The sequence below is a fragment of the Trueperella sp. HMSC08B05 genome, from assembly GCF_001808405.1.
Lineage (GTDB): Bacteria > Actinomycetota > Actinomycetes > Actinomycetales > Actinomycetaceae > Trueperella > Trueperella bernardiae.
The window spans coordinates 1-19,023 of record NZ_KV793246.1 but is presented as its reverse complement, the minus strand read 5'-3'; the positions used below and the strand labels follow the sequence as shown (position 1 = coordinate 19,023).

General features: G+C 62.6%; 15 protein-coding genes. 10 read left to right on the top strand and 5 right to left on the bottom strand.

The features are described 5' to 3' along the window. The first annotated feature begins 188 nt into the window (after window positions 1-188). The 6 genes from HMPREF3167_RS05840 (at window position 189) to HMPREF3167_RS05815 (ending at window position 9,870) form a co-directional block, all read left to right on the top strand. Entirely contained in the window at window positions 189-2,054 is a 1,866-nt protein-coding gene (locus HMPREF3167_RS05840) for a phosphoenolpyruvate carboxykinase (GTP) (RefSeq protein ID WP_070446012.1), read from the top strand. Between the two features lie 288 nt (window positions 2,055-2,342). Beyond that, entirely contained in the window at window positions 2,343-3,242 is a 900-nt protein-coding gene (locus HMPREF3167_RS05835) for a phosphoribosylaminoimidazolesuccinocarboxamide synthase (RefSeq protein WP_083281099.1), read from the top strand. Between the two features lie 146 nt (window positions 3,243-3,388). Next, the gene (gene gdhA, locus HMPREF3167_RS05830; protein WP_062614045.1) at window positions 3,389-4,726 is read left to right on the top strand and encodes an NADP-specific glutamate dehydrogenase; all 1,338 of its coding nucleotides are present in this window, start codon (window positions 3,389-3,391) and stop codon (window positions 4,724-4,726) included. A 246-nt stretch (window positions 4,727-4,972) separates the two neighbouring features. Then, on the top strand, window positions 4,973-7,807 hold the full coding sequence (locus tag HMPREF3167_RS05825) for a bifunctional metallophosphatase/5'-nucleotidase (protein ID WP_145989844.1): 2,835 nt from the start codon (window positions 4,973-4,975) through the stop codon (window positions 7,805-7,807). A 70-nt stretch (window positions 7,808-7,877) separates the two neighbouring features. Next, window positions 7,878-8,318 carry a sterol carrier family protein gene (locus HMPREF3167_RS05820; protein WP_070446006.1) on the top strand — a complete coding sequence of 147 codons (441 nt, stop codon included), beginning with the start codon at window positions 7,878-7,880 and terminating at the stop codon, window positions 8,316-8,318. Window positions 8,319-8,328: 10 nt separating this feature from the next. Further along, on the top strand, window positions 8,329-9,870 hold the full coding sequence (locus tag HMPREF3167_RS05815; RefSeq protein WP_101923536.1) for an RNB domain-containing ribonuclease: 1,542 nt from the start codon (window positions 8,329-8,331) through the stop codon (window positions 9,868-9,870). Between the two features lie 99 nt (window positions 9,871-9,969). On the opposite strand, the gene HMPREF3167_RS05810 is transcribed toward HMPREF3167_RS05815, so the two are convergent. Continuing rightward, complete coding sequence (locus HMPREF3167_RS05810) at window positions 9,970-10,167, bottom strand: DUF3073 domain-containing protein (protein ID WP_062614042.1); 198 nt, start codon at window positions 10,165-10,167, stop codon at window positions 9,970-9,972. A gap of 409 nt (window positions 10,168-10,576) precedes the next feature. On the opposite strand from HMPREF3167_RS05810, the gene HMPREF3167_RS05805 reads away from it, so the two are divergent. Then, the gene (locus tag HMPREF3167_RS05805) at window positions 10,577-10,765 is read left to right on the top strand and encodes a BldC family transcriptional regulator (protein WP_062614041.1); all 189 of its coding nucleotides are present in this window, start codon (window positions 10,577-10,579) and stop codon (window positions 10,763-10,765) included. Between the two features lie 63 nt (window positions 10,766-10,828). On the opposite strand, the gene HMPREF3167_RS05800 is transcribed toward HMPREF3167_RS05805, so the two are convergent. Together HMPREF3167_RS05800 and HMPREF3167_RS05795 are read right to left on the bottom strand one after the other, a co-directional pair. Further along, the gene (locus HMPREF3167_RS05800; protein WP_062614040.1) at window positions 10,829-11,155 is read right to left on the bottom strand and encodes a DUF3618 domain-containing protein; all 327 of its coding nucleotides are present in this window, start codon (window positions 11,153-11,155) and stop codon (window positions 10,829-10,831) included. Beyond that, the gene (locus tag HMPREF3167_RS05795; RefSeq protein WP_062614039.1) at window positions 11,152-11,598 is read right to left on the bottom strand and encodes a phage holin family protein; all 447 of its coding nucleotides are present in this window, start codon (window positions 11,596-11,598) and stop codon (window positions 11,152-11,154) included. Before HMPREF3167_RS05795 ends, HMPREF3167_RS05800 begins: the two co-directional genes overlap by 4 nt. A gap of 162 nt (window positions 11,599-11,760) precedes the next feature. Here HMPREF3167_RS05795 and HMPREF3167_RS05790 point away from each other — a divergent pair, with 162 nt between their 5' ends. Next, the gene (locus HMPREF3167_RS05790; protein ID WP_083281097.1) at window positions 11,761-13,344 is read left to right on the top strand and encodes a BCCT family transporter; all 1,584 of its coding nucleotides are present in this window, start codon (window positions 11,761-11,763) and stop codon (window positions 13,342-13,344) included. A gap of 93 nt (window positions 13,345-13,437) precedes the next feature. Here the strand turns inward: HMPREF3167_RS05790 and HMPREF3167_RS05785 are convergent, their stop codons facing one another. Both HMPREF3167_RS05785 and HMPREF3167_RS05780 read right to left on the bottom strand, forming a co-directional pair. Continuing rightward, entirely contained in the window at window positions 13,438-14,388 is a 951-nt protein-coding gene (locus tag HMPREF3167_RS05785) for an L-lactate dehydrogenase (protein ID WP_068538578.1), read from the bottom strand. 77 nt (window positions 14,389-14,465) lie between these two features. After that, on the bottom strand, window positions 14,466-15,728 hold the full coding sequence (locus tag HMPREF3167_RS05780; protein ID WP_070446000.1) for a lipid II:glycine glycyltransferase FemX: 1,263 nt from the start codon (window positions 15,726-15,728) through the stop codon (window positions 14,466-14,468). Window positions 15,729-15,843: 115 nt separating this feature from the next. Between HMPREF3167_RS05780 and murJ the strand changes: the two genes are divergently transcribed. Beyond that, complete coding sequence (gene murJ / locus HMPREF3167_RS05775; protein ID WP_246825741.1) at window positions 15,844-17,559, top strand: murein biosynthesis integral membrane protein MurJ; 1,716 nt, start codon at window positions 15,844-15,846, stop codon at window positions 17,557-17,559. Window positions 17,560-17,571: 12 nt separating this feature from the next. Next, window positions 17,572-18,909 carry a carboxylate--amine ligase gene (locus HMPREF3167_RS09425; RefSeq protein ID WP_083281095.1) on the top strand — a complete coding sequence of 446 codons (1,338 nt, stop codon included), beginning with the start codon at window positions 17,572-17,574 and terminating at the stop codon, window positions 18,907-18,909. The last annotated feature ends 114 nt before the right edge of the window (window positions 18,910-19,023 follow it).

Genomic DNA, 19,023 nt, shown 5'->3' with positions numbered 1-19,023 from the left:
CAGCCCCGCATCCGTTGCGGGGCCGCGCCCCCGTTGTCCAGGCAAATTGTGGGTGGCCCACGATAGAGTGTGACAAGGGGATTGCGCTAACCGCTCAATGCCCGTTAGTCCTATAGGAAATACCGTTTCTTTAACAATAATGGGATGTGGAAGTTATCCAACGTCGCCGATTTCTAGGAGGAAATGCGATGACTGAAACCGCGTTCACCGTTGAGGACGTCCGCGCAGGCGCGCCGGAGTTTGCGCCTGATAATCTCGTTGAGTGGGTGGCTGAGGTCGCCAACATCACTCTGCCGAAGGACATCTACTGGGTAGATGGCTCTGAGGAAGAGTGGGATCGTCTCACCACTGAAATGGTTGAGGCCGGTATGTTCACCCGCCTGAACCCGGAGAAGCGCCCCAACTCGTTCCTGGCTCGCTCGCTCCCGTCTGACGTGGCTCGTGTTGAGTCCCGTACCTTCATCTGCTCCGAGAAGGAAGAGGATGCTGGCCCCACCAACCACTGGGCCGATCCGAAGGAGATGAAGGAGACCCTCATCGGTGCCAACGGTGTGTTCCGTGGCTCGATGCGTGGCCGTACGATGTACGTCATCCCGTTCTCGATGGGTCCGCTGGGCGGCCCGATTTCGCAGCTCGGCATTGAGCTGACGGATTCGCCGTACGTCGTTGTCAACATGCGCATCATGACCCGCATGGGTTCCGCGGCCCTTAAGCTGATCGGCGAGGGTAACGTGTGGGTTCCGGCTGTTCACTCGGTGGGCTACCCGCTGGTCGACGCCGATGGCAACGAGCGCCCGGACACGAACTGGCCGTGCAATGACGAAAAGTACATCACCCACTTCCCGGAGACCAACGAGATCTGGTCCTACGGCTCCGGCTACGGCGGAAACGCCCTGCTCGGCAAGAAGTGCTACGCGCTGCGTATTGCGTCGACCATGGCTCGCCGTGACGGCTGGATGGCCGAGCACATGCTCATCCTCCGCTTGACGAACGAAGAGACCGGCAAGCAGTACCACGTGACCGCGGCGTTCCCGTCGGCATGTGGTAAGACCAACCTCGCCATGCTCCAGCCCACTATCCCGGGCTGGAAGGTTGAGACCATTGGTGACGACATCGCTTGGCTCCGCCCGGGCGAGGACGGCCGCCTCTACGCGATCAACCCGGAGGCCGGCTTCTTCGGCGTCGCCCCGGGTACGTCGTACAAGACGAACCCGATGGCGATGGACACCGCTCGCGCGAACTCCATCTTCACCAACGTTGCTCTGACCGACGACGGCGACGTGTGGTGGGAGGGCATCGACGGCGAGACCCCGGATCACCTCATCGACTGGCACGGCAATGACTGGACCCCGGAGTCCGGCACCCCGGCCGCTCACGCGAACTCGCGTTTCACGGTGCCGGCTTCGCAGTGTCCGATCATCTGCCCCGATTGGGAGGCCCCCGCTGGCGTTCCGATCGACGCGATCCTGTTCGGTGGCCGCCGCGCCACGAACGTGCCGCTCGTTGCCGAGCAGAAGGATCCGGCGCACGGCGTGTTCATCGGCGCTTCGGTTGCGTCCGAGGTCACCGCTGCCGCTACCGACGTGAAGGCTGGCTCGCTGCGTCACGATCCGTTCGCCATGCTCCCGTTCTGCGGCTACAACATGGCTGACTACTGGGGCCACTGGCTCGAGATGCAGGACAAGTTGGGCGACAAGTTCCCGCGCGTGTTCCAGGTCAACTGGTTCCGCAAGGACGAAGAGGGTCACTTCATGTGGCCGGGCTTCGGCGAGAACTCCCGCGTCCTTGACTGGGTGATCCGCCGTGTTGCGGGCGAGGTCGACGCCATTGATGGCATGACCGGCAACTACCCGCACAAGGAGGACTTCAACCTCGATGGTCTCGATGAGATCACCGATGAGGTCTGGGATAAGCTCTTCGCTACCGATCCGGACGCCTGGGCTGCCGAGATCGATTCGACCGAGGAGTACTTCGCTCAGTTCGGCGACAAGGTTCCGGCTCCGATCATCGAGCAGCTGGACAAGTTCCGTGAGCGTATCGCTGCGGCTCGCTAAGCGCTAGACGCCTAGGGGAGGGAGGGCTCCGGCCCTCCCTCTTCGCGTTCCGGCTGCCGTTGGCGGGAGCCCGGGTAGTGGCGTTGTGACCGCGGTGGCGGGGCCAACGACGACGACGCGCCCGGCCGGCGTCGTGAGCAAGCTGGGCGTCGGGCGCAAGTTGCGGCGACGGCGTCGTGAGCGCGGCTCTACCACGGCTTCCACAAGCTGGACGGCGGCAGACGGGGATGTCGTTTGGGGTGGAGACTGGGATAGAATGGGAAGACGCAGAGGCCGGAAGGAGGCCCAGTGCAGTTGCCGCCTATCATTCCGAACTGGACCCGCGTGTATACGGGCAAGGTTCATGACGTGTATCAGCCCGTCCACACCCTGGCCCATACGGCTGGGGACACAATGATCCTCGTGGCGTCGGATCGTATTGCGGTGCTTGACCGGGTGTTGCCGAGTGTGATCCCGGGGAAGGGCCAGGTGCTCACGCGGATTGCGGCCTGGTGGTTTGACAGGCTGGAGGATGTGGTGCCGAACCATTTCCTGTCCACGGACGTGCCGCCGGAGGCGGCGGGCCGGGCGATGCTGGTGCAGCGGCTGCGGATGTACCCGATTGAGTGCACGGTGGTCGGGTACATGACAGTGCGGGCGTTTGAGGAGTACGCACGGGCGGGGACGGTCGGCGGGCATGAGTTGCCGGCGGGACTCAGCGTGGGTGATCGGCTGCCGGAGGCGCTGTTCGTGCCGTCGCGGAAGGGCGAGGCCGGGCACGACGACGAGACGATCAGCTTCGCGCAGATGTGTGATCTGGTGGGTCACGAGCAGGCTGAGCAGTTGCGGGAGATTTCGCTGGAGCTGTACGAGCGGGCGTTCGGGATCGCGAAGGCGAAGGGCCTGATTATTGCCGAGTGCAAGCTCGAGTTCGGGGCGTCCTACGATTCGGGCGATAACGACTTCGTGTTGGCCGATCAGGCGTTTACGCCGGATTCGGCCACGTACTGGTTGGAGTCGGAGGCGGCGGACGGCCTGCCCCGGGCGTTTGGCAAGGAGTACGTGCGTAACGCGGTGCGGAAGAAAGCCGTGGAGTGGGTCAAGGGTTGCGGGCCGGCACCGGTGTTGGAGCCGGAGGTCGTGGATGAGATGGGCTCGCGTTACCGGCTGGTGGAGAAGAAGTTGCTGGGCGAGGGATCTGCGCACTAGGTTTCCGCTGTTGGTCCTCGTTGGGTAAAACTGAGGTCGAAAACACTGGCCAATTGATGAGAATCTCTATGCCATCTTTTTGGAGTCAATTATTCTGGCAAGCGACCGAATTTGTCGGATCCCGCCGTTTGATGTGAGGAGTAGGAATGGATGCACAGCTGGAACGTGTCTATGAGGAGGCACTGAAGCGTAATCCCACTCAGCCTGAGTTTCAGCAGGCCGTTCGTGAGGTGATGGAGAGCTTGGAGCCTCTGTTGCTGGAACGCAAGGACTACCAGGAGGCGGCGATCCTGGAGCGCATTATTGAGCCGGAGCGCCAGATCATGTTCCGCGTGGCCTGGCAGGATGATAACAATAAGGTGCGTGTGAATCGCGGCTACCGTATTCAGTTCAATTCGACGCTCGGCCCGTACAAGGGCGGCCTGCGTTTCCACCCGTCGGTGACGCTGTCGATTATTAAGTTCCTGGGCTTTGAGCAGATCTTTAAGAATGCGCTGACGGGCCAGGGGATTGGCGGCGGCAAGGGCGGATCGGATTTTGATCCGCACGGTAAGTCGGATAACGAGGTCATGCGTTTTTGTCAGGCCTTCATGAATGAGCTGTCCTCGCATATTGGCGCGGATATTGACGTGCCGGCGGGCGATATTGGCGTGGGTGCGCGCGAGATCGGCTACATGTTTGGCCAGTACAAGCGGTTGGCTCGCCGGAATGAGGCGGGCGTGCTGACGGGCAAGGGCGTCGGCTGGGGTGGTTCGCTGGGCCGCACGGAGGCCACGGGTTACGGCCTGGTGATGTTCGCGAATGAGATGCTGGCCGAGGTGGGGGACAGCCTGGAGGGCAAGACGGCGATCGTGTCCGGCTCGGGCAACGTGGCCACGTACGCGATTGAGAAGCTACTGGCGCAGGGCGCGAAGCCCGTGTCGATTTCGGATTCGTCGGGTGCGGTGTATGACCCGGATGGGATCGACGTGGCGTTGCTGAAGGAAGTGAAGGAGGTGCGCCGCGGGCGCGTCTCGGAGTACGCGGAGGCCCGCCCGAACGCGGTGTACCATGCGGGCGGCAAGGTGTGGGGTATCGACGCCGATATCGCGCTGCCGTGTGCCACCCAGAACGAGGTGGATGCGAACGACGTGCGGGCGATGGAGATGGGCGGCATCCGCCTGATCGCCGAGGGCGCGAATATGCCGCTGACCCCGGGTGCGATCGAGGTGGCGCAGGATTCGGGCATCATTTACGCGCCAGGTAAGGCGGCGAACGCGGGTGGTGTGGCGACGTCGGCGCTGGAGATGCAGCAGAATGCGGCGTTGCAGTCGTGGTCGTTCGACGACGTGATGGCGCGCCTTGAGGCGATCATGCACAACATCCACAAGACCTCGCTGGACACGGCCGAGGAGCTGGGCCAGCCGGGTAACTACATGGTGGGCGCGAACGCGGCCGGCTTCATGAAGGTGGCCGACGCAATGCTCCAGCAGGGCGTGATCTAAGGGGTCAGCTAGCTGTTCGCGATTTTCGCGGGACGATTTGGGCCGTATCTTCGTATATGTGAAGATACGGCCCAAATCGTCCCGCGTAGGGCGCCTGCGCCCTGGCCTGCGCCTGGTCCGCGCCCCCGCGTGTCGGGCTAGCGTTTTCGCTCCGTTAACTGTGTGGCCACGGAGATCGGGAAAACTTGTCGGTGGTTGATGCCCAGAATGATGTTATTGATCATCAGACGAGAAGAGGAGTTTTCCATGTCGAAAACGAACAGGTCGGCACTGCGCTCGGTGAGCATGGTGACGGCGATCCTGCTGGGGACGGCGGCGCTTGCCGTTCCCGCGTCGGCAGTCCCGGAGGGTGAGTCCTCCGCTGTGGCTGAACTTGAGTCGGAGGCCGTGGGCGATAAGGCGGAGGAAGCGGTTGACGATGCCGCCGTTGATGGCGCCGAGGCTGCGGACGCTGAGGAAGCTGACGCCGCAGGCGACTCCGACGTTGCTAACGACGCCGCCCAGGCCGCTGACGACGCCGCGGTCCTGTCCGACGCGGCCGAGGCTGCTGAGGCGGCCGAGTCGGGTGATGCTGCGGTGATTGACTTCGGCGTGATCTCCGATTTCCATGGCGCGATCCAGAAGGCCCCGGCGATGGCTGCGATGCTCGATGAGCGCCGCGCCAAGGCCGCTAGCTTTGACTTCCTCGCGGTTGGCGATTCGGTGGGTGGTTCTACCTTCGAGTCGGCGATTGCGAAGGACGTGCCCACGATCGATGTGCTGAACGCGATGGGTCTGACCGTCTCGGCGGTGGGCAACCACGAATTCGACCAGGGGTACGCGGATCTGCGTGACCGGATTCTTGACCTGTCGTCGTACACCAATTTGGGCGCGAACGTGGCGGGCGCGAAGGAGATCGCGGATCCGGGCTACGTGGTAAAGACGTACGGGGACGTGAAAGTGGCCTTCATTGGCACGGTCACGGATGAGACCCCACAGCTAACATCGGCCTCCGCGGTTGAGGGGCTCACCTTCAACGATCCGGTGGCGGTGACGGACCAGCTCGCAAAGAAGATCAAGGAAAGCGGCGAGGCGGACGCGGTCGTGGCGCTCATGCATGATGGCCTGGCCAAGGTTGAGACCCTGGGTGCGGACATCGATCTGGCGTTCGGTGGCCACACGCACATTGCTGGTGCATCGACCACGGCGTCGGGTGCGGCTGTGTGCCAGCCGGGCGCTTCGGGCAGCACGGTGGTCTTCGCTCAGTTGGCTGTTGCGGCTGACGGCAAGGTGACCAGCTCGTGTGAGAACGAGACCGTGGCGACGGGCGCCGACGCCCCCGTCAACGACGAGATCCAGGCGCTGGTGAACCAGAAGCTCGAGGAGTCGGCGAAGCTCGGCGCCGAGGAGCTGTTCCCCATCGCGGGGCCGGCCAACCGTGGCACCGGCGCGCGCAACGGGGATGAGGGCGCGAACCGCGGCACCGAGTCGTCGGCGGGTAACCTCATCGCCCAGGCCTTTTACGAGTACGGCCAGACTCTGGCCAAGCCGGCGGACTTCGGCGTCATGAACTCGGGCGGCATCCGCGCTGATTTCGACGCGAACAAGGACGGCGTGGTGACCTTCCAGGAGTCCTTCAACGTCCAGCCCTTCGGTAACTCCTACGGCACGCGCGTGATCCAGGCGAAGGACGTCTACGAGCTGCTCGAGCAGCAATGGAAGCCGGGCGAGTCGCGCCCGATCCTGCGCCTGGGCCTGTCGAACAACATCAAGTACGTCTACGATCCGACCGCCGAGTACGGCAAGCACATCCTCGCGGTTTACCTCAACGGCAAGCTGCTGGGGAAGGACAACGCGGAAATCACGGTTGCCTCCTCGTCCTTCCTGCTCGACGCGGGTGACAGCTTCAACGCCTTCGCCAACGCCGGCAACCCGGTGGTAGACACGGGCATCATCGACCACGAGGTCTTCAACCAAGTTGCTCAGGGTTGGGCGGCGAACGGCGCGTTCACGCCGGATTACACGCAGCGTTCCTTCGGCTACACCGGCCCGCTGACCTTCGTGCCGGGCCAAACTGTCGACGTCCAGCTGTCCTCGCTGGCGATGACGTCCACGGAGCCCCTGCCCACGAAGGCCATGGTCAACCTCAACGGTGTCGAGGTGGCTACTGCCGACGTCGATACGACCGTCACCCCGAAGGTGGACGAGACGGGCCGGGCGGCCGTGTCGTTCATGGTTCCTGCCGACGCCGAGCTGGGTGCCGCCACGCTGACCATCGCCACGGATGACGGCTCGACGGTCGACTTGCCGGTGACCATCCGTGCGGCGAAGTCGACCGCGCCGAACGTGGCCACCTACGCCCAGAACGTGTACGGCGAGGCCTCGGGCGATAAGCTCGCGGACATCTGGGGCCTGAATGGCGCTGGCGAGATGTTCTTCTACCAGGGCGGCAAGGCGCTGAAGACGGTGGGCTTGGTTGCCGATGGCTTCGAGGCTGCGGCCGTGGTGAAGGTCAACGATGTGAACGGCGACAAGCGCGCGGACTTCCTGGTGACGGACGCGGCCGGCGACATGTTCTTCTACTACTCCACCGGCAACGGCCACCTGACCAAGGGCGCCAAGGTGGGTCACGGCTGGTCCGGTATGGATCTGGTGGCCTACGCCGGCAAGGTGGACGGCATGGACTCGGTGGTGGCGCGTCAGGGCGCGACGGGCGACCTGTACCGTTACGCAGTGAGCGCGGCCGGCGTCAAGGGCCTGGGCAAGGTGGGCCACGGCTGGGGCGCGATCACGAACATCGTGTCGGTGGGTAACACCTCGGGATCGGCGGATTGGGACCTGTTGGCTACCACGGCCGACGGCGCGCTGATCGCGTACGAGACGACGCCGGCGGGCGGCCTGCGCACGGACACCCAGAAGGGCCACGGCTGGGAGGGTTTCACGCAGGTGTTCTCGCCCGGTGACATGACGGGCGACGGCGCGTTCGACCTGGTGGGCGTTCGCGCCGGGATCCTGTTCCTCTACGAGCAGACGGGCCGCGGCTGGTTTGCCTCGCCGGTCGAGGTTGGCCACGGCTGGGACGCCATGACCATCGTTCGCTAAAGGTGATGTGGTCTCGGGGAGCGGCACTGCCGCTCCCCGGGATTCTCATAGCAGGCGATAGGATCGATTCATGAGACGGCGAATTGACGAGGCGCGGGGCATGGAGCTGGTGCGGGCCTATGCGGCCGGCAGCGAGTTGGGCCGCACGGAGCTGACGGCGGCCGTGCGCTTCGCGCTCGAGGAGTTCGCCACGCGCCACCCGGGGCGCAGCGTGGAGATCCGGGTGCCGTGGGTAGGGGCCGTGCAGGCGATCGCCGGCCCGGTCCACACGCGTGGGACCCCACCCAATGTGGTGGAGATGGATGGGCCCGCCTGGCTGGATGTGGCCCTCGGCCGCCCGGTGGATGAGTCGAAGATTTCTCATTCTGGCACGCGCGCCGACCTGAGCTCGTATTTCCCGCTGTTCGGCCCGGCGCAGTTGGCCGGCCCGGCAGGTGCCGTGGCCGCGGCCGAGCAGGCAGACCAAGCCCAGCCGGCCGACCACGCCGAGCCAACCGGCGCGACCGAGTAGGAGGTAGCCCGTGCGGCAACGCTTCATCAACCCGAATGTGGTCCCGGCGCAGCAGATTTCGTCGACGATCACGAAGCTGGCGGAGGCGGGTGCGCCGGCCGCGTTCTCGCCGGAGGCGCTCGCGGAGGCGGAGTCGGCCAGGCGGGAGTTCCCGGAGCTGCCCGACCGCACGGATCTTCCCTTTGTCACGATCGACCCCGAGGGCTCTCGAGACCTCGACCAGGCCATGTTCATCGACGGCGACGTCCTCTACTACGCGATCGCCGCCGTCAGCCTCTTCGTCCGGCCGGGTGGCGCCCTCGACGCCGAGACCCGCGAGCGCGCCACCACCATCTACCTACCCGACCGCTCGATCCCCCTCCACCCTGAGGTGCTCTCCACCGACGCCGCCTCCCTGCTGCCGGGCCAGGTCCGCCCGGCGTACGTGTGGCGTTTCGAGCTCGACGCTGGCCAAGTGGTCCGTACCGGCCTGGAGTTGGCGCGGGTGCGCTCCCGCGCCCAGCTCACCTATCAGCAGGTCCAGGCCGCCTACGACGGCGACGGCCAGCTCCCCGTTAACGTCCCGCCCACCCTGCCGGAGGACCTGGCGCGGGTGGGCCGCCAGCGTCAACGCCTGGAAGCGGAGCGGGGCGGCGTGTCGCTCAACCTGCCCGAGCAGTGGGTGGAGCACGGCGAGGACGGCTACCTGCTCAAGTTGCGCGAGGTTACGGGCGTGGAGGAGTGGAACTCCCAGATCTCGCTCATGACCGGCATGGAGGCCGCGAGGATCATGATCGCGGCGAATCTCGGGGTGCTGCGCACGCTTCCCGCTGCCCGCAGCTCCGACATGGAGCGCCTGCGCCAGGTGGCCCGCAGCCTCGGCCACGACTGGCCCAACACCCAGGACTACGCCGCGTTTGTCCGCGGGCTCGACCCAGCCCGCCCCGCCTCCCTTGCCTTCCTCTACGAGGCCGTGCACCTCTTTCGGGGCGCCGGCTACCTCGCCCTCCCCATCGCCGCCGGCAGGGCCGAGGGTTCCGCCGAGGCTGAGACTGCCGCTGGGCCCAAGGGTTCCGACGGCGCAATGGGTGACAGCGAGGCCGCCCGTGCCAACCAGCCCGAGCGCGCCGACGACGCCGTCCTCCGCCATCACGCCATCGCTGCACCCTACGCCCATGTGACCGCGCCGCTGCGCCGGCTGGTCGACCGCTTTGGGCTGGAGCTTTGCCGTTGCCTGCTCGCTGGTGACGTGGTCCCCACCTGGGTAACCGAGGCGCTGCCCGAGCTACCCTCCCTCATGGGCGCCGGCACGCGCCGGGCGAACGCGCTCCAGGGTCGTGCGCTCGACGCCCTCGAGGGGCTGACCCTGCGCGGGCGCGTGGGGGAGGAGTTCGCGGCCGTCGTCGTTGAAGAGAAGTCCAGCGACGGGGATCGCAAGCGCGGGTTGATCTCCATCGCGGAGCCCGCCATGGAGGCCGTGGCCACCGGCGATCACATGCCCGTGGGGGAGCGGGTGCGCGTGCGGCTCACGGGCCTGTCGGAGGACCTCAAGCCCAGCTTCGAACTCGTCTAGCCGCCCCGCAGCCGATAAGCCTGTGGCGCCCGCCGCCCGCGGGCACACCAAAGAGCCAGCCGTGAAGCTGGCTCTGAAAGGTGATGCGAGGCTAGTGCCTCAATCGTCGGTTGCCGGAGGAATCTCGTAGGAGTCGGGATCGTATTCGTCCCAGGAATCGTAGTCGTCCGGTTCGTCCTTCATCTCGGAGCGACCCGCGAGTTCCCTCTCAAGGGCCTCGTAGTCGGTCTCCGGGCTGAAGTACTTCAGGTTCCGTGCGACTTTGCGCTGTTTGGCTCTTTGACGGCCGCGCCCCATATTGGCTCGACCCCCCTCAACTCGTCTTGGAGCAGGCACCGCGTGCGGCTCCGATTTATCTCAATAATGGTTCGTGGCACATACTTTACCCCGAAGTGGGTAGGAATCTCTACGTGAAGTGACGTGTGTGCGGAGGTATACGCCCTCGATGGTACGGCGCCCGGCCGGCTCGGCTCGTTGCGAACTGCGCCACCAAAGGTGCAATAAATGGCGCAATAACGCCCTGACCTGCGGTTTAAGCTGTGAGTAAATGTGTTTTCGCTTGTGAGATGAGCGTTTACGGCAATAGGATGGGCAGAGGTTTTTGCGATCTGTCTGGGCTCCTTCGACTGCGGTGGAGAGGAGAGGGAGCGGACCTGAACATCGCTCACCACAACGTGGGTGGAACCCACAATTTGCGAGGAAAACAATGGATTATGACACTGACTTGATGACCCCGGCGGAGGTTGCGGCCCTGTTCCGGGTGGACCCGAAGACGGTGGCGCGCTGGGCAGACAGCGGCAAGTTGCCGTCGATCCGCACGCTCGGGGGCCACCGGCGCTTCCCGCGCAAGGAAGTCATGGAGAGGGCAAGCAGACCCGCGACCGAAGACAACTAGACAACCAAAAGTGTGGGGCGGCCCGAAAGCCGCCCCACACTCATATCTACGCTTGCATGCTGATTACTTGATGATCTTGCGGATGACGAACAGTGCGACCACGGCGAGCGTGGTGCCGATGATGGCCAGCGCCTTCTTGTCGCCAGCCTTCGCGTCATCCACCAACCCCATGGCCTGCTCCTTGCCCTGGCTGAGGCGCTCTTCGGCGTAGGCGCGGGCTTCTTCCTTGAGGTTGTCCGGGTGGAGCTTGCCGGCCAGTTCGTTGACGGTGGCGGTCAGCTCCTCGCGGACGCGCTGCATGTCCGCGTCCACCTCGTCAGCGGTGCGGGTGTCCTCGATGCCCTTGGGGGCTTCGTAGTCAACTGCCTTCTTCTGGCTCACGTTCGTCATTGGATTCCCTTCTTCACCGCTTCGATGTCCTTCTCCAGGCCGCCCTTCGGGTCCACGGTGTGCTTGTTCGCCGCCTTGAAGCGCGAGACGGCTATGAGCGCGAGGATGAGGATGATGAGGAGCAACCCGCCGGAGACCACCAGGAACGCCGCCCACAGCGGCATAACGGTGGACAGTCCGTAGCCTGCGGCCAGCAGCAGGGTGCCGAGCATGTAGAGGGCGAGCACACCGGCGACGGCGAGTAGCACGCCCCCGATGCCGAGCTTCTTCACCTTGGAGGTGGCTTGCAACTTGGTGTAGCGGATCTCGTCGCGTACCAACGCCGAGAACTGGGCGGTGATCTTTGCGACGAGTTCGCCAACCGATTGGCCGCTCGCGGCCTTGGGGCCCTTGCCCGCAAGCGTTTCGGGGCCTTGCGGCGTCAGTGGTACTTGTTCAGTCACGAGAACTCCTTTGCTTTCGACCTATTTTCGCACGGAACACCTGTGTTTTTCGACCGGTAATATGGATCTGCAACGCACCGCGGCCGACTTTGGCATAATCGACGCAGTGAGTCTGCGGCCCCGCGCAATGCCCGCGCGCGGCCGCCTTGATCGAAGGAACGAATGATGCCTCAGCGTGCCACCCGCGACAAGCCGGCACACTCCGCACCCGCACACCCCGCACCGGCCCAGCGTGTAAAGCGCACGGTCTTCGTCGGGTCAGCGGCGATCATCTTGGCGATTGCGGCGTGGGCGTTTGTGGACACCGGTTCGGCGGCGGATGCGCTCGGGGCTGCCACGGGGTGGATCGGCCAGTGGTTTGGCTGGTTCTACATTCTCATGGCAACGGTGGTGGTCATTTTCGTGCTGGTGGTGGCGTTCTCTCGTTACGGCCACCTCCGCCTCGGCCCGTCCGACTCCCGCCCGGAGTTTTCCACGTTCGCCTGGGGCTCGATGCTGTTCGCGGCGGGCATCGGCACGGACATCATCTTTTTCTCGGTGGCCGAGCCGATTGCCCAGTACATGGCCCCGCCGCGCGTGGCCGCCCAGTCGCTGGAGGCGGCCGAGCAGGCGCCCGTGTGGACGATTTTCCACTACGGCCTGACCGGCTGGGGGATGTATGCACTGATGGGCATGATCTTGGGCTACTTCTCCTATCGCCACGGCCGCCGCCTGGCTGTCCGCTCGGCCCTTGAGCCGGTGTTCGGCTCGCGCGTGTACGGGGTGTTGGGTGACGTCGTCGACATCGCCGCGATCCTCGGCACGGTGTTCGGTGTGGCGACGACGCTCGGCATCGGCGTCGTGCAAATCAACGTGGGGCTGGAGATCATTTTCGGCGTTGGCAAGGGGTTGCCGGCGCAGGTGGCCCTCATCGTGGTGGCGGTGGTGATGGCGGGGATCTCGGCGGTGTCGGGCGTAGCGCGCGGGATCAAGATCTTGTCCCAGCTCAACGTGTTCCTCGCGATCCTTACCGTGGTCTGGGTGCTGGTCGGCGGGCGCACGTCCTTCCTCCTCAACGCGATCGTGATGAACGTAGGCGACGTGTTGGCGATGTTCCCGGGCATGACCCTGGACACGATGGCGTTCTCGGACGCCGACGCATGGAAGGCGGCGTGGACGCTGTTCTTCTGGGCCTGGTGGGTGGCGTGGGCGTCGTTTGTGGGCATGTTCCTAGCGCGCATCTCGCGCGGGCGGACGCTGCGCCAGTTCATCATCGGTTGCCTGACCGTCCCGTTCCTGTACGTGGCCGTGTGGATCTCGATTTTCGGCAACGCCGCGCTTGACCGCGTCATTCACGACGACGACCTCGCCTTCGCCCACGCCACCCTCGAGGTCCCCGAGTTCGGCTTCTACTCGCTCTTGGAGGGCATGCCGGCGGCCCGGGTGGTCATGATGATCGCCACGGTGGTGGCGTTCTTGTTCTACGTGACGTCGGCGGACTCGGGCTCGCTGGTCATGGCGAACCTTTCCAGCGACCTCCCCACCCCGCGCACGGACGCCCGCCCGTGGCTACGGATCTTTTGGGCGGCCACTACCGGCGTGCTCACGATCGGCATGCTGGTGGTTGGCGGCATCCCGGCCTTGCAGTCGGCCACGGTCATCATGGGTTTGCCGTTCGCGATTGTCATGGTGGTGGCGATGATGGGCTTTTATCGGACGATTCACGACGACGTCGACCGTGCCGGCCAGCCGTCACCGGAAAGCTAGCCTGGCCCTGGGCAAGATGGGGCCGCGGAGAGGCGTGCCGAGGAATAAGAAAACGGGCTCGCCGCCCGGCGAGCCCGCTAACAGGTTGGCGTTCTAGTAGCCGACCACCTTGATGGTCTGCCGCAGGGCCTCGATCGAGGACGTCAGGCGGGCCGCCTCGGCGTCGTTGAGCGACAGCGGGAGCGCCCGCTCCACGCCCGCACTGCCCACGATCGACGGTACCGACAGTGCCACGTCGGACGCGCCGTCAATTCCGTGCAGGGGCGAGCTCACCGGGAGCACGGCCTTCTGGTTGCCGAGCACGGCCTCCACGATGCGCGCACCGGAGACGCCGATGGCGTAGTTCGTGGCCCCCTTACCCTCGATGATCTTGTAGGCCGCGCTGCGGACCTCGTGCTCGATCTCGTCCAGCTGGGCTGGGGTGAAGGGTGCGCCTTCGGGGGTCATGATGTCGTGCAGTGGGATCTGGCCGACCGTGGCCGTGGACCACATCGCGAACTCCGAATCTCCGTGCTCGCCAATAATCATCGAGTGCACCGAGCGTGCCGACACGCCAAGCCGCTGACCGAGCAGCCAGCGCAGACGCGAGGAATCAAGCACCGTGCCCGAGCCGAACACGCGACCCGACGGCAGGCCCGTGATCTTCGTGGCCACGTAGGTCAGCACGTCCACCGGGTTCGTCACCAGGATGAACACCGCGTTCGGGGAGCGCTCCACCAGGCCCGGCAACATCGACTCCAGGATGGAGACGTTCTTCGCGGCCAGGTCCAGGCGCGTCTGCCCCGGGTTCTGCTTCGCGCCCGCGGTGATGACCACGACGTCGGAATCCGCCGTCACGTCCTGCGACGCGCCGCCGATAATCGAAGAGGACTGCATGAACTGGGTACCGTGGGCGAGGTCGAGGACCTCGGCTTCCACCTTGGCTTCATTAAGATCCTGGAGGGCGACGATCTTGGCCGAACCACGGATCATCGCAGCATACGCGAGGGCGGTTCCAACCGAACCAGCGCCAATGACAGACAATTTCGAGGTAGAAATGCTCATACCCCCAGTGTGTCAAGTGTGCCCGTCAGAGGGAAGAGAATTGAGATTATTAGGCTAATCTCACCAATCGATTTGCTTTACACTTCCACTCCAGCCAATTTGCCCATATTGCGGTGCAATACCTTTTCGTAGGAGCCGATGAATTCCTCGACGTTGCCGTTCAGCCACTGCTTGAAACGGAGAATGTTGGCATCGGGGGCGCTCTCATCAAAGACGCCCGATATTCCAAAAGTGTTGTAGGTGGCGATATTGTGCTCGACTGCCCACTTAAACAACGCTGCTTCGACCGGATAGTCGCGCAAGACAGGGTGGTATTCCTTGTTCATTGCGCCCAACAACAAGAGCAATTCATCGCCAATAGCGTAGCCGAGTGCGGAATTGACCGGCACATCGCCGCTGTGACCAGCGAGTTGCTCGAACTGGGCGGCAAGTTCACGCTGGGTTTCCAATCCTGCTGTACGTGTGGCCAGGTCAGCCAGTTCGCGTAGCTGTGCTTTGGTTTCTTTCCGGGCGCTGACCTCGCGTTGACGGGCCTGAATCTCGGCAAGCTCTTGGTCAATATGGTCGCGGTGACGCTGTGGGGAATAGTAGGCAATACACAACACCGAATGATCTGAATCGAACTCTTCCATCAAATCCTTATAGAGGGTGATAGACGATCCAGACAATGCGCTCATATCATTGCGTTCAGCGGTAAGTTCATAGAGGGAGAGAAAGTCCCCGAATTGTTCTGGGCCAACGAAACGAACCTCGATCCCATAGCGGGCAGGAGCCCGAAAGCGCCGGCGCAACCCCTTAGCCAGGCTCGCTAAAGCCTCTTCAAAGTCTAAGTGTGCGATGTCCTTGGTGTAGATAAAACGAATCTGCACATCAGAACGTTGGTAAAACTCCTCAGTAATCCGCGTAAAACCGGCGCTCTTTAACACTTCATCGGCGGCCTTGGCATGCGGGTTTTCTTCCACTAGCTCAATATCGCGATAGAAAGCGCGGGCAATGAGTGGGTTAATTCGCAACGAGAGCACGCGCTTATCCCGCTTGACATAGGATTCGAGCTGCGCGGCGAACTGACCTAATAGCTGCGGGTCGTCATTCGTGTCCAGGAGCGGGCCATAGGTCACATGGGCGCGGTAGAACACTCGCCGCCACGGTTGAAAATAGATAGCCGCAACACCACGGATTTGCCCGGTCGCAGTACGCAAAGCCACCGTCTCGATACGGCTATCTTTTGCTTGCCGGGAACGCACGTACTCCGGTGTTTGGGGAAGAAACACTCGGGGATGATGATCGGCTATGAAACGCTCGTAGGTGGAAAGTGAGACTTCCTCAAGTACTAGTGTCATGAGGCCGAGTCTAGTTGACCTCGTATGCCTTCGCTACAATCGTCACATGCCATTGAGATATAGCGACAGGCCCCGCCATCGCCGACTTCCATTTCGCCCAAGCACTGAGGGAGGGATGCCTGCGGCGTCGGAAGAACGAACCGAGCAATCCGGGCGTGTTGAGTCTACCCAGGGTGCCGCTAGCCCCAACCTGGCGCGTAGCTCGGCGATTATGTTTGCCGGCACCCTCGTCTCGCGGGTGCTCGGCCTGGTGCGTTCGCCCATCCTGCTCGGAGCTGTAGTGGGCATCTCCGCGCCGGCGGCCAACGGTTTTGATATCGCCAACAAGCTGCCCAATCTCATTTACATGGTCGTCGTAGGCGGACTGGTCAACGCGGTTCTAGTGCCAGCTATCGTGCGGGCAACAAAGCGGTCAACCGATGGCGGGATAGCGTTCATCAATAAACTCCTGACGGTGGCAATCGTCACTTTGGGGATAGCGACCGCGCTTATCACTCTAAGTGCACCGCTGATCGTCAAGGGCTTTGCGGCGACAATGCAGGACGACTGGTACCGGCTAACGGTTGCCTTCGCCTACTGGTGCTTACCGCAGATTTTCTTCTATGGCATGTACACAGTGTTGGGGCAGATTCTCAACGCGCGGGAGAACTTCGGCCCATATATGTGGGCGCCGGCGCTAAACAATGTGGTGGCAATCGGTGGATTCCTGGTGGTGTTAGCTACTTTCGGTGCGGCGGTGCCAGCTGATGTGACCGATATTAGCCGGTGGTCTGCGGGCCGCGTTGCCATGATCGGCGGCTTTTCCACCCTAGGAATCGCGCTTCAAGCGCTGATATTAGTGGTGCCGCTACGCGCGCTCGGAATTCGTTTTCGTCCTGACTTCGCATGGCGCAATTCCGGCTTGGGTGAAGCCGGGCGGGCGTCGTGGTGGATGCTACTGATGATGGTGACCGGCATCGTGCCAACCCTGGTGCTGTCCAATGTGGCTGCCGGTGCCACTCAGCGCGCTGAAGACGCAGGTATCGCTCTTCAGTCCGTAGCCGGAAATGCTATCTACACGGCAGCCTATTCGGTCTATTCCATCCCTACTTCGCTCATCACTGTCTCCATCGCAACAGCGATATTCACCCGGCTAGCCAAAGCCGCTGCAGATGCCGACTTGCACTCCATTTCCGCCTATGCATCGCTGGCTATCCGGGCAATCTCTACGCTGACTTTCCTTAGCGCAGCTGGGCTTATCGTGTTATCTGTGCCAGTGATGCGCATTTTCTCCTTTACCGTCAGTGCTGAGGAAAGCGTGACGTTGGCGCGCGTCCTGACAGCCATGTGCATAGGTTTGGTATCGATCGGCATCGTTACTACATTGGATCGTGTCTACTACGCCTTTGGTGATACGCGCGGCGCCTTTTGGATAAATCTGCCATTCCAAGTATGTGGCATGATCGGCTATCTGCTGTGTGGCTGGCTTCCCCCGCAGTGGACAGTGATCGGAATCGGTTTGGTTATGAGCTTGACCAATACCGCCGCTGCCGTTGTCATGTTTACTTGCCTGGCGCGCCGTTACGGGGGACTTGAGAAAGATCGCGTGGTTGGCGCTATCGCGAAACTCGCAGTGATTACCCTCGTGACGATCGGTGTGGGCTTTGCCCTTTTGCTACTTTTTGGTCCCCTCTACGCGCCGATTACAGTTGCTGGGGCAGTATTGAGAATTGTTGTGGTCGGCCCGGTGATGGTGGGATGCTACGTTGGCGGAATGATGCTGGCGAAGATGCCTGAAATTGAGGCTTTTTCACGACTCATTGGCTCTGTGCGTGCGAAGTTGGCACGGTGAGGGAAGGCGCAGATGAACAAGAAAAGTAGGGCTGGCAGAGCAATTGTGCCCGTAATTGTTGGCTACGATGTAGGAGCCTACAGTTTTGCGCGCATCTTTCATGAAGCAGGCGGGTATAAGTCGGTTGTACTCACCACCGCTCCACGTGGCCCGATTAATGACTCGCGCATCCTTGATGTTCGCCTCTTTGAGCGCGGCACCTTTGACGATGACGAGCGTTTCCTGGCGGCCTTAGCGGATCTCGAATGCGAGTTTGTTGGGTGCACGCTTATTTTGCTCGTTAACGCTGATGAGCATGTCGAATTCGTGGCTCGCAATCGCGAACATTTTGGGGCCAATTGGTTCTTGCCCTACTCGCCGCTGGGCGCAGTGCAACGAGCAAATTCTAAGGGGGCAATGGCTGAACTATTGACCGATATGGGACTCAATGCCCCAAAACGAGTTGTGGTCGACCTCAGCGCTCAGCAGTGGCCAGAGCTGGACGAGGTGTGTTTTCCCGCTGTTGTCAAACCCGAAAGTGGAGCCGATTTGGCGCAGAACTGGGGTCGGGGGTTACGCAAGGTCGAACTATGGAAAACTCGGAGTGAAGCGCTAAAGGCTTGCGAAATACTTCGCACCAATGGGGTGGAAGTGCGGGTGATTATCCAGGAGTTTATCCCCGGCGATGACACGACGCAATGGCTGGTCAACGGCTATGTCAATCGCCAAGGGCAGGTCACCGCATGCGGCAGCGGGCGCCTAATCCTAGGGCTACACCAGCCAGAATATATCGGCAATGCGGGAATCGTTTTGACAGAGCATCATCCTAAGCTGATCGAGCAAGCCACGCGAATCGTGACAGCGGTGGGAATTCGCGGATACTTCTCCATGGATGTCAAGATTGACCCGCGTAACGGCAAGACGTATTGGCTTGATCTCAATCCCCGGATCGGGCGCGGCCATTACTATATGAAGCTTGCCGGTGTGGACCTCGCCGCAGCGCTATTGGCCGATCTAAGCAATGATTTGACAGCGGAGGAAGAGCCCCGAGAGGGCCGATCTGGAAATGGAGCGCGATCTGGAGAAGGTGCGGCCTATTCAGTGCCGGCGCGATCAAAGGCCTATCAAACCAATAGCGAGCTGGGACTGTTTTGCTTGGTGCCTTCATATCTTGCCAATTCTTGTTATGTAACCGATCCACAGCTGCTCAAGCGTGTCCGGCAGGTCAAAAGGCAACGTCGTGCGGTCAACCCGTTGCTATATCGCGCTGATCGTAGTCTGGGGCGTTATGTTTATGTGCTTGGCAATTCGATCAATCACTACCGGCGGATGCGTGCTTATTATCGACAACCTGACCCATACCGACTATAAAAGCATCATAAGAGCGGTGTCTGGCTCCTAGTGGCGATTGGCAGGGTTCTCAAACTATCAGTGCGGGCCCCGGAGATTCCGGGGCCGCACTGATAGGCCGGCGTGCCGGTGGGT

Excerpts from the sequence above, each read along its gene's own strand:
- HMPREF3167_RS09425 (WP_083281095.1), top strand. The coding sequence starts at position 17,572 with ATGAACAAGAAAAGTAGGGCTGGCAGAGCAATTGTGCCCGTAATTGTT.
- HMPREF3167_RS05810 (WP_062614042.1), bottom strand. The coding sequence starts at position 10,167 with ATGGGGCGCGGCCGTCAAAGAGCCAAACAGCGCAAAGTCGCACGGAAC.
- HMPREF3167_RS05790 (WP_083281097.1), top strand. The coding sequence starts at position 11,761 with ATGATGCCTCAGCGTGCCACCCGCGACAAGCCGGCACACTCCGCACCC.
- HMPREF3167_RS05825 (WP_145989844.1), top strand. The coding sequence starts at position 4,973 with ATGTCGAAAACGAACAGGTCGGCACTGCGCTCGGTGAGCATGGTGACG.
- HMPREF3167_RS05805 (WP_062614041.1), top strand. The coding sequence starts at position 10,577 with ATGGATTATGACACTGACTTGATGACCCCGGCGGAGGTTGCGGCCCTG.
- gdhA (WP_062614045.1), top strand. The coding sequence starts at position 3,389 with ATGGATGCACAGCTGGAACGTGTCTATGAGGAGGCACTGAAGCGTAAT.
- HMPREF3167_RS05785 (WP_068538578.1), bottom strand. The coding sequence starts at position 14,388 with ATGAGCATTTCTACCTCGAAATTGTCTGTCATTGGCGCTGGTTCGGTT.
- HMPREF3167_RS05800 (WP_062614040.1), bottom strand. The coding sequence starts at position 11,155 with ATGACGAACGTGAGCCAGAAGAAGGCAGTTGACTACGAAGCCCCCAAG.
- HMPREF3167_RS05820 (WP_070446006.1), top strand. The coding sequence starts at position 7,878 with ATGAGACGGCGAATTGACGAGGCGCGGGGCATGGAGCTGGTGCGGGCC.
- murJ (WP_246825741.1), top strand. The coding sequence starts at position 15,844 with ATGCCTGCGGCGTCGGAAGAACGAACCGAGCAATCCGGGCGTGTTGAG.
- HMPREF3167_RS05840 (WP_070446012.1), top strand. The coding sequence starts at position 189 with ATGACTGAAACCGCGTTCACCGTTGAGGACGTCCGCGCAGGCGCGCCG.
- HMPREF3167_RS05780 (WP_070446000.1), bottom strand. The coding sequence starts at position 15,728 with ATGACACTAGTACTTGAGGAAGTCTCACTTTCCACCTACGAGCGTTTC.